The following is a 9,763-nucleotide window of genomic DNA, read 5'->3' as shown; positions in this document are numbered from 1 at the left end:
CACGCTTCTCTTTCTCAGATCAACTTGTCAAAGAACACGCCCCAGAGGGAACGCAACGCAAGTCCCGATCGGCAAGTCCCGATCGGCAAGTCCCGATCGACAGCCGCGCCCCGGGGAGAAACCCCGCGACCTCGGCCGGTCCGATCAGGAGATCCGCAAGGCCGACCGGCCCTGTTGCGGGACCCGTCCGTCTCGGCGGTGGGGCCGTCTAAGGCCCCGGCCATCCCGTGTCAACCCGGCCGCATGAGCCTTGCGGCGACGACCGTCCGACACCCCCCGCCACACTCAAAACGACGCGAAACGCCGGCTCGTCACCGGATCCCGCTCAGCCTCGGGGTCTGACAGAAAACAGCGGCGCCGGGACCACTTCCGCGGTCCGGCGCCGACGACCCGGGACATAGCCATCACGAGCCCGGCCGTCAAGCCCGCAGCGCTGCGCTGCACAACGGCGCGGGGCCTCGGGTGGCGAACGGGTGCGCGGCTTGCTCAGATGCGCGGCTTGGCCGGGCTCGCGCCCGCCGGATTGGCGTGGCTCGCGGCGCAGATCTGCCGCAGGATCTGGCGCACATGGGTGCGCACCGTGTGCGCCTGCGCCTCGAGGCCGTCCGCCGGGCAGGCCTCCGCCTGTCCGTTCGCGAGGGCCCCGTGGCAAGGCCGCTGGATGCCGATGGGCAACATCATGGGAACCTCCGACCTGCGCGCGGTTCGAAGCTTTCGCCTTCCATCCGGACGCTAGAAGTATGTTGTTCGCTGAGCAAGCGTATTGTTCGTACGCGTCGATACGGCTTCCACCGTCCGCCGCGAGCCCCCGAAACCCGATGAGCTAGTCCCTTTACTCTGGCCTCGGCACATCTTTCGGATCAGCGCCGGCGCATTGCCGGATGCCGGAGCGAGGCGCAGCATGACGGCACGAGATCAGACCCCTGCATCTCGTGTTCGAGACTTGAACCCCGCGGCCCCCCGGTCGCGGGGTTTTTTCGTCGTGCCGCTCAGACGGCTTACCGGGCGCGGCGCCCGCCCGTCTGTGACGTGGATCACAGTCGGGGCCCGGGGCCGCCGCGGGTCCCGTCAGCGCAGCCGCGGCAGGAGGGCCTCGGCGAAGCGCCGCATCTCGGCCTCGAAGGGCTGGAACTGGAGCATGAACAGCTCGATCCCGGCCGCGTGGAAGGCGCGCAGGCGCGCCGTCACCGTCTCGTAGCTGCCCACGAGCCCCGCCGCCGTGCCGCCATTCGTGCCGACATGCCGCGCCGCGCCGGCATCCGTCTTGGCGAACATCACGCTCGCCGGGTCGGTCCGGGCCCGGGTGTCGGCCCGCAGCTCCGCGTCGCGGGCCGCGAGCGCGAGGAGGCGGGCGTGCTCGTCCTGCGCCTCGGCATCGGTGGCCCGGGCGATCACGAAGGCGGCGAGGCCGTAGCTCAGGGGGCCGTTGCGGGCCGGGCGGCGGGCGACATCCGCGATCAGGCCGGCGACGTCGTCGAGGGGCTGGCCGTTGAGGAACCAGACGTCGGCGTGGTCGGCCGCGAGGGCGCGGGCGGGCTCCGACTCGCCCCCGAGATAGATCGTCGGGCGCGGCCGGTAGGTCCCGGCCGGGCGCAGCCGGTAATCCTCGACCTGGAAATGCTCGCCCGCGAAGCGCACGCGCTCGCCCCGCATCAGCCGGTCGACGAGGCCGATCCATTCGCGGCCGTAGGCGTAGCGCGCGTCGTGGGCGGGGAAGGGCAGGCCGGCGCGCTCGAATTCCGCCCGGTTCCAGGCGTTGACGAGGTTGATGGCGAAGCGCCCCTGGCTGATCGCCTCGATCTGCAGGGCCATCTTGGCCAGCACCACCGGGTGGTACAGCCCCGGCTTGATCGCCGCGATGATCTCGATCCGCCGGGTCAGCGCCGCGAGCGCCGCGGAGGCGGTCCAGGCCTCGAGCTGGTCGCGGCCCTCGTCGTAGGGGTTGGCGGTGTGCTGGGCGACGAGGACGGAATCGTAGCCGAGGGCCTCCGCCTCCAGGACCAGGGCGCGGTTGCGGGACCAGCTCGCGTCGTCGGGCTCGTCCGGGTCGTTGTGGGCGGCCCGCGAGCCGTGCACCGCGGCCCAGATCCCGAAGCGGGGCGGCGTCAGGCCTGCCATCGGCTCAGCCCCGCCCCGGCGCCGGCTGCCAGATCGGCACGGCGGTCGCCTCGATCCGGCGGGGGATCAGGCCGGCCTCGTGGAAGGTGTCGGCGATGGCCTGCTGCTCGGCGAGCGCCCCGCGCTCGACCGGCTCGACCGCGTAGCTGCGGCGCGCGTTGACGGTCGCGACGACCTCGGGCGGCACGTCGCCCCAGATCGGGGCGAGGAGCGCGACGGCGGCCTGCGGCTCCGCCTTCACCCAGCGGCCGGCCTCGGCGAGCGCCGTGAAGACGGTGGCGACGACCTCCGGATGGGCGGCCACGAAGCGGTCATTGGCCAGGTAGTAGCGGTGGTAGCTCGACAGGCCGGTGGCGTCGGCCAGGACCCGCACCGGGCGCTTGCCCTGCACGATGGCGAGGAACGGGTCCCAGATCACCCAGGCGTCGAGGCTGCCCTGCTCGAAGGCCGCCAGGCCCTCCGGCGCCTGCAGGTAGGCGGGCTTGATGTCGCCGAAGCTCAAGCCGGCCCGCTTCAGGGCGGCGGCGAGGATGAAGTGGCAGCCGGACCCGCGCGAGACGCCGACCGTGCGGCCCTTCAGATCGGCGACCGAGCGGATCGGCGAGGCATCCGGCACGATGATGGCCTCGGCCGAGGGCGCGCCGCGCTCGCGCGCATAGAAGGTGAGGGGGGCGTTCGCCGCCTGCGTGAAGATCGGCACCGCGTCGGCCACGTCGGCGTGCAGGTCGACGGCGCCGGCGTTCATCGGCTCGATCACGTTGGTGAAGAGGTGCCAGGACGGCGCGAAGCCGAGCGGCTTCAGGCGCTCCTCCAGGGTGCCCTTCGTCTTCAGCACGGTGAGGAGCGTCGAGGAGCGCTGGTAGCTCAGCCGCACGACCCGCTCGGCGGACAGGCCCGGGCGCGGGCCGCCTAAGCAGGCGAGGGCGGCCGCGCCGGCCCCGAGGAGGCGCCGCCGGGACAGGCTGTCGCCGGGGCGGGTCACGTCGTCGGTCATGGTCGTCTCCGGGGCGCCGGCCGGTCGGCCGCCCGCGTCGGGCGCCGGCCGCTCCGCGGCCCGCGTGCCGAGGGGCTCTGCTGGGGAAGGAAGGGTTTCGTCATGACGAGGATCGTCTCGTCTTCGCGGAGGATGCAGCAAAGCGGATTGCCTATTCGGAAGCAATAAAATCGAATTCCGAAATTCGACGCGCCGGTAGCAGCATCTTGCGCGGGAGGGCGCCGACCCGGGAGGTTTTGCCTCGACGCCGCGCCCCGGCCGGGCCGACGCTCTCGCGGCAAGCCTCTCCGGGGGCGAGCCTCTCCGGGCGCCGGTCTCCCTGACGGCCCGTCGTCCTGGCCGGTCGATGCCGCTCCTGCCGTCCTCGGGGGGGCGGAACATTCTCGCCCTGTCGGGCACCGGGACGCGGCATCCGTTCTCCGGGATTGCTCCAATAAAGATACCGGTTTCGTTGACCGATAGTGTTCGGATGCGCAGATTGAGCCCGTGCTCAAGTCTTCCCACAGGCTCAAGTCTTCCCAAGACAATCTCCGGTGTTGCGCTCGCAGCACGGTCCGGCGCGGCCTGCCGGCGACGTGAGCCCCTGGCGAAGCACTTGCATCGGCGTTCCGCCACGGCCGGACGTCCGACGGGAACAGGATGGGGGGCAGATGAGGCCTGCAGCTTCCGCGTTCGGGCGGCCCGCTCCGTTCCGCACGGCCGCAGCCGCCTGCGGCGTCCTCGGCCTTCTCTGCTTCGGATCGATCGGCCTCGGATCGTTCGATCCCGCGTCGCCGCGGCAGGCCCCGACCGCCCGGGCGGACGCGGTCGCGGCCGTTCCGGAGCGGGTCGAGGCGGAGGGGCTGCGGCCCGCCCGCCTCAGCCTCGGTCCCGGCGGCCGCGACGTGCGGCTCGCCGGGGACCTCGTGGAGGGGACGGCCGAGCGCCTCGCCGGCCTGCTGGCGGCGCATCCGGGGGTGACGCGCCTCCATCTCACGAGCGACGGCGGTCTCGTGGACGAGGGCAACGCCCTCGGGGACCTCGTCGCCCGGCACGGTCTCGCCACCTACGTGCCGGATCTCTGCATCTCGGCCTGCACCCTCGTCTTCATGCGGGGCTCCGCGCGCTACCTGCGGGCGGACGGGCGGCTCGGCTTCCACGCCCCCTACGAGACCGACCCGGACGGGCATCTGCTCGGGGTCGACGCGACGCCCGAGCGCGGCGCCTACCTGGCCGCCGGCGTCGCGCCGGATTTCATCGAGCGGGCGCTGGCGGTGGCGCCCCAGGACATCTGGATCCCCGAGGCCGGCGAACTCCTCCGGGCGGGCCTCGTCACCGACCTGGTCGATGCCGACCGGTTTCCGGACTCGATCCTCGACGAGGATGCGAGCCCCGGGGCGGCGCTCGCCGTCATCCTCAAGGCGTTCCCGATCCTGAGGCACCGCGACCCGGCGGATCTCGACCGGATCGCCGCCTGGTATCGCGAGGGCTACCGGGCCGGGCGTTCGGAAGGGGAGGCCCGGCGGGGCCTGCACCGGCAGGCCGCCGCCCTCGCCCTCGGGGCGTTCCGGCAGGCCCAGGACGACGCCATCCGGGAACTCGGCATCATCCTGGAGGCGGCGATGGACGCGGCGCGGCGGCGCGGGCAGGAGGCGGCCTGCGCGCTGATCGGGGCCGGCGACGTGGTTCAGGCCCAGGACAGCTTGGAGGCGGCCCCTGAGGAGAGCCGGAACACGGGTCCCGGGGATGCGGCGGGGCCGGTCGCGCGCCTGCACGCCCTCGTGGCCCGCGACGCGCCGCCGCGGGCGGCGCTGCCGTTCCTCGGGCGCTTCCTGGGCCGTCCCGGCGGGGCCGAGCCTCCTCCGGCGCTCGCGGCATCGCGATCCTGCGAGGCGCTGGCGGCGGCCTACCGCGAGGCGCTGCGGCAGCCGGCCCCCGCGGCCGCCGCGGCCCTGCGCGGCCTGCTGTTCCGCGAGGCCGGCGGGCGGCCCCTCGCAGCCGTCATGGCCCGTCCCTGAGGGGAGCGGGGGCCTACGGGGAGCGCCCCCCGGCACCCGGCGCGGCGAAGCCGATATCGGCGGCCACCGCCCTGAGCCGGTCGGGTTCCCGCTCCTTGCGCTCGCTGTAGCGGTCGACGAGGTAGCCGGCCCGCCCGCGGGTCAGCAGGGTGAACTTCATCAATTCCTCGCAGACATCCACCACCCGGTCGTAGAGCGGCCCCGGCTTCATCCGGCCGGCCTCGTCGAACTCCCGGTACGCCATCGGCACCGAGGATTGGTTCGGGATCGTGATCATCCGCATCCAGCGCCCGAGCACCCGGAGGGCGTTCACGGCGTTGAAGCTCTGCGAGCCGCCGGACACCTGCATCACCGCCAGCGTCCGTCCCTGCGTCGGGCGCACGCTGCCCTCGCTGAGGGGCAGCCAGTCGACCTGGCTCTTCATCACGCCCGTGAGGCTGCCGTGGCGCTCCGGCGAGACCCAGACCTGGCCCTCGGACCAGAGCGAGAGGGCGCGCAACTCCTGCACCTTGGGGTGGTCGGCGGTGGCGTCGTCCGGCAGCGGCAGGCCATGGGCGTCGTAGATCCGGATCTCGCCGCCCATGGCCTCCAGCAGGCGCGCCGCCTCGTGGGCCAGGAAGCGGCTGAACGAGCGCTCGCGGAGCGAGCCGTACAGGATCAGGAAGCGCGGCGCGTGCGGGACGGGCAGCGCCGCCTGCACCCGCGCCTCCGCGGGCGCCTCGAACACCGCCTCGCTGAGGTTCGGCATCCCGTCGGTAAAGGGCTGGTGCGGCTTGTCCACGGGCTCGCTGTCGTCTACATTTCAATAACAATTGAGATATTGGGCCGACAATGGACGAACGGCAAGCCCTCGCCGCCTTCGCGGCGCTCGCGCAGTCGCACCGCCTGCGCCTCGTGCGGCACCTCGTGATCGCGGGCCCGGACGGGCTCGCGGCCGGCACGCTGGCGGGCGCGGTCGGGGTCTCGACCTCGAACCTGTCCTTTCACCTCAAGGAACTCGATCATGCCGGTCTGATCCAGTCCCGGCGCGAGGGTCGCTCGATCATCTACAGTGCGGCGTACCCGGCGCTGTCCGGCCTCATCCAGTTCCTGATGAAGGATTGCTGCCAGGGCCATCCCGAGGTCTGCACCCCGGCGGTCGCGGCGCTCGCCGTCTGCTGCACGCCGGCGGAGCGGCGCAGGCCTGAGCCGGTCCTGCCCTGATCTGCTCTCCGCTTCATCCCCTCGCTTCGTGATCCATGCCTGCCGGATCCGGTCTCGCCCGACCGTGCCGTGACCCTGCCGTTCTCCGCGCCGGCCGCGCGGCCCGCCTGAGGGGCCGCCGCCATCCGTTGCATCGGGATCACGGGGCCGGATCTCCGCTCCGGGCAGCCCCGGCGCGCAACGGCCAAGCTCTGGCAAGGAGGGGAGATCAGTTTGCGCGCTCAGTCGCTTCTCGGAATTCCAAACGACGCGCGCGGCTCTCCCGCACGGTGGAGCCCCGATCCCGCCGGCCTCAGGGGCGCTGGCGGCCCCGGGCGCCGGCAAGCCCGAAGCTCGGGTCGCGCTGGTCCGGGCCCGGCAGCAGGCCGGCGACCTGCCGCGGCGAGGCGCCGAAGCTGAGGCAGAGCCAGCAGGTGGCGGCCCAGCCGGCGACCGCGTTCGAGATCGAATTCCTCATGACGGAGCCTCCAGGGTTCACGTGCCCATACGCGGACCCCGTCACGATGGTTACGGCGCCGCGCATGCGCAGGTGCCGTCGCGCACGTTCCGGGAGCGCGCCGCCGCGCGCGGCGCGCATCGCGAGCATGAACAGGCCGGGGCCGGGGGTTGCCGTCGCGGCCCGGCGCCGAGGCCTGGTTCGCCAGGAGGCCGGTCAGCGCGCGCATGAACGCAGGGGAGGGGGTGATGGGGTCGTCGCCGCGACACGGCTCCCGGGTGCGGTGCCCTGCCTGTCAGGCTGGAGGCTTCCCGCCGTCACGTCGGTTGACCGCGCCGGCCCCCTGCGGGCCCGGGCGCGTGCGGGGACCCGGGGGAATCCTGCGGGAACCTGTGAACCGCAGATGGTGCCAGTCTCCAAAAATCCACTTCAGCGTGCCGCGTTATCCGACGGATAAGTTTCATCTGACTAACTGTGCCCGATTCGGATCCATCGCCGATGATGTCGGCGGTGACCGCCCACGGGGAGTGCCGTGCAAAACTTCCTCCTGCTGACGGACACGCCCGCCCGCGGCCAACGTCTCGCCCGCGGCCTGAGCCCGCTGGGCCTCACCCTCGTCGTCGACCTGCTCGATCCGGGCCAGGACCGGGTCCGGCCCGATCCGGCCACGGTCCGGGCCGTCATCAGCGACATCTCCTTCGCCACCTCGCCGCCGATCGCCGGCCTCAGGCGCCACCTCGACCGCCTCGGCGGCCGCCCGCCCTTCCTCTGCCTGCTGCACGAGGACACCCCCCGCAGCCAGGCCCAGGCCCAGGCGCTGGGCGCCACCCGCACCCTCCGGGCCGATCAGGCCGAGCGCCTGCTGATCAGCACCCTGTCCCACCTCACCGCGCCGGCCGAGGCCGGAATGATCCCCGCCGCGGAGGCGGAAGCAGCCCCGACACCTCTCCCCAAGCCCGCCCCCGTCGCGGCTCCGAGAACCGTCACGGCCGCGGTCCCGGTGGCACAGGAGATCGCGCGGGCGGACGTCGCCCTGACGCGCATCTTCGATCTCGGCCGCTCCGGAGGGGCGATCGAGCCCCACCTGATCACCGCCGGCGCCGACCTGATCGAGGGGGCGCTGCGCAACTCGGACGTCCGCGCCTGGCTCGACGTGGTCTGGCGCTTCGACGACGCGACGCACCAGCACTGCCTGCTCGTGGCCGGCCTCGCGGCCGGCTTCGCCAAGCATCTCGGGCTGCGCCGGGCGGATTGCCAGCAGCTCACCCAGGCGGCCCTCCTGCACGACGTCGGCAAGTCCCGCATCCCGATCGCCATCCTCAACAAGCCCGGGCGCCTCGACGCGGACGAGATGACGGTCATGCGCGAGCACCCCGTCCTCGGGCATCGGATGCTGCGCGACCAGGGTTACCCGGAGGCGATGCTCGCGGTGGTCCGCTCGCACCACGAGATGCTGGACGGCTCCGGCTATCCGGACAGGCTGCAGGCCTGCGAGATCCCGGACCTCGTGCGCCTCGTGACCATCTGCGACATCTTCGGGGCCCTGATCGAGCGGCGCCCCTACAAGCGGCCGATGGCCGGCCCCCAGGCCTTCGCGATCCTCGAGGGCATGGGCGGCAAGCTCGACCAGGACCTGCTCCGGGCCTTCCGGCCGATCGCCGACGCGACCGGGAATGGGGCGCTCGAGGCCTCCGCCTGAGGAGCGGACGGCGCCTGGGGAACGGGAGGCCTCGGGGCGCCGGCCTCGCCTTCGGGGCAGGGGGCCGATGCCCGCGCCGCGCGACCCCGGTCCGACGTCCCGGCCGCACACCGCCGCGGGGCTCGGCAAAGACTGTCACGAATGCCGAATGACGGCCGGGCATATCCACGAATACGTGATCTTCACAACATAATCTGTCGTCCAGAACAGTATTCGTCAGGGCCGCTGCCGGTGGGGATGGCCTGTTGCCGGGAATTCCGGCGGGAGGGATCCGGGATCGACGCATCGAACCGACGCGCCGGGGACGATCGTCCCGGCCGAGACTATTCCTCGACCACGCCGATCCGGATGCCGAACTCGGCCGCGCGCTCCAGCACCCGGCGCAGGCTGCTCCGGTGGCTGGTCAGCTGCCGCCGATCCCACGGCGTCAGGGGCTCCGTGCGATCCGGGTCCTCGAGCAGATCCATCTGCTCGAGGTGATGATCCGCGCAGGCCATCAGGGCGTTCACCCGCACGGCGAACGGCATGGCGCTCAGCTCGGTCTTGAGCGGCAGGCGGGCCGGCGGCGGGCTGCCCGTGCCGGCGGTCCCGTCCGGGGAGGGCGGGATAGCCGCCTCGGCAGCACGACTCGAAGTTGTTTCGATGAGCATCGCGTTCAGCTGTAACCAGTGTCTTCCATCCGCGGCCAAGCGAACCTGGACGCAACAACCTTGTGATTTAGCATGCTATATGGTGGGAGGCCGGTAAAATTCCATCCCTTTGCCTGCGCCCGAAGCTTAATTCGGGCTGGAGGGCTAATTTTTCCTTCGGGTCCGACGCCGGATGTCCTGCCGCGGGAAGCGCCCGCGCGACCGCCTCCCGCGGCGCAGACCGACGAATGCCAGCATTCCGCATGGCTCCGAGGCAATTGAATCCGGCCCGACAGCATTGGTGCCGGATTGGCGGCACTATTCGGCCCGCATCCCCACCACGCGCAAGATCTCGGATTAATCCACCAAATGTCCGGCGGATGCGTGAATTATTTTGCTTGCGGGGCAATCTGACATACCAAATAATGCATACCATCTGCTCCTGAAACGGGTCCCATGGTGAGAGTCGTGGCGGCAGACCGAACGCATTGCACTGGCGTGCACGCCACCGGCCCCGCGATCCGGCCCAGCCACGCCCTCAGATGTCAGTGCCTGAACGAGGGAGGAATTCCATGGCCCTGTCCGCTGCCGCGCCAGCCGCGGTGAAAACATCTCCAAACCGCTGGCTCCAGATCGTTCTGGGTGTTGTCTGCATGGTCGCGGCGGCGAACATCCAGTACGCCTGGA

At 71.9% G+C, this 9,763-nt stretch carries 9 protein-coding genes; 3 read left to right on the top strand and 6 right to left on the bottom strand.

The window, feature by feature from the left end:
• Positions 1-486: 486 nt before the first annotated feature.
• From F6X51_RS27285 to F6X51_RS27275, 3 genes are all read right to left on the bottom strand, one after another.
• Positions 487-681, bottom strand: coding sequence for a hypothetical protein (locus F6X51_RS27285; RefSeq protein WP_150967186.1), 195 nt, complete (start codon positions 679-681; stop codon positions 487-489).
• A 387-nt stretch (positions 682-1,068) separates the two neighbouring features.
• Positions 1,069-2,118, bottom strand: a complete 1,050-nt coding sequence (locus tag F6X51_RS27280) for an LLM class flavin-dependent oxidoreductase (protein WP_150967184.1) — start codon at positions 2,116-2,118, stop codon at positions 1,069-1,071.
• 4 nt (positions 2,119-2,122) lie between these two features.
• Positions 2,123-3,112 carry an aliphatic sulfonate ABC transporter substrate-binding protein gene (locus tag F6X51_RS27275; RefSeq protein WP_150967182.1) on the bottom strand — a complete coding sequence of 330 codons (990 nt, stop codon included), beginning with the start codon at positions 3,110-3,112 and terminating at the stop codon, positions 2,123-2,125.
• A gap of 650 nt (positions 3,113-3,762) precedes the next feature.
• Here F6X51_RS27275 and F6X51_RS27270 point away from each other — a divergent pair.
• Positions 3,763-5,109: a hypothetical protein gene (locus F6X51_RS27270; protein ID WP_150967180.1), complete on the top strand. Its 1,347-nt coding sequence runs from the start codon at positions 3,763-3,765 to the stop codon at positions 5,107-5,109.
• Positions 5,110-5,122: 13 nt separating this feature from the next.
• On the opposite strand, the gene arsH is transcribed toward F6X51_RS27270, so the two are convergent.
• Complete coding sequence (gene arsH / locus F6X51_RS27265) at positions 5,123-5,890, bottom strand: arsenical resistance protein ArsH (RefSeq protein ID WP_150967177.1); 768 nt, start codon at positions 5,888-5,890, stop codon at positions 5,123-5,125.
• Positions 5,891-5,940: 50 nt separating this feature from the next.
• On the opposite strand from arsH, the gene F6X51_RS27260 reads away from it, so the two are divergent.
• On the top strand, positions 5,941-6,312 hold the full coding sequence (locus F6X51_RS27260; RefSeq protein ID WP_150967175.1) for an ArsR/SmtB family transcription factor: 372 nt from the start codon (positions 5,941-5,943) through the stop codon (positions 6,310-6,312).
• Positions 6,313-6,604: 292 nt separating this feature from the next.
• On the opposite strand, the gene F6X51_RS28305 is transcribed toward F6X51_RS27260, so the two are convergent.
• The gene (locus F6X51_RS28305) at positions 6,605-6,769 is read right to left on the bottom strand and encodes a hypothetical protein (RefSeq protein WP_191970305.1); all 165 of its coding nucleotides are present in this window, start codon (positions 6,767-6,769) and stop codon (positions 6,605-6,607) included.
• Positions 6,770-7,280: 511 nt separating this feature from the next.
• On the opposite strand from F6X51_RS28305, the gene F6X51_RS27255 reads away from it, so the two are divergent.
• Entirely contained in the window at positions 7,281-8,447 is a 1,167-nt protein-coding gene (locus F6X51_RS27255) for an HD-GYP domain-containing protein (RefSeq protein WP_150967173.1), read from the top strand.
• A 323-nt stretch (positions 8,448-8,770) separates the two neighbouring features.
• Here F6X51_RS27255 and F6X51_RS27250 read toward each other — a convergent pair whose 3' ends face one another.
• A complete protein-coding gene (locus F6X51_RS27250) occupies positions 8,771-9,097 on the bottom strand; it encodes a hypothetical protein (protein WP_246697028.1) in 327 nt (108 codons plus the stop codon).
• Positions 9,098-9,763: the final 666 nt, after the last annotated feature.

The organism is Methylobacterium planeticum (assembly GCF_008806345.1).
Lineage (GTDB): Bacteria > Pseudomonadota > Alphaproteobacteria > Rhizobiales > Beijerinckiaceae > Methylobacterium > Methylobacterium planeticum.
The sequence above is the reverse complement of the archived record's forward strand: the minus strand, read 5'-3'. Positions and strand labels throughout refer to the sequence as shown.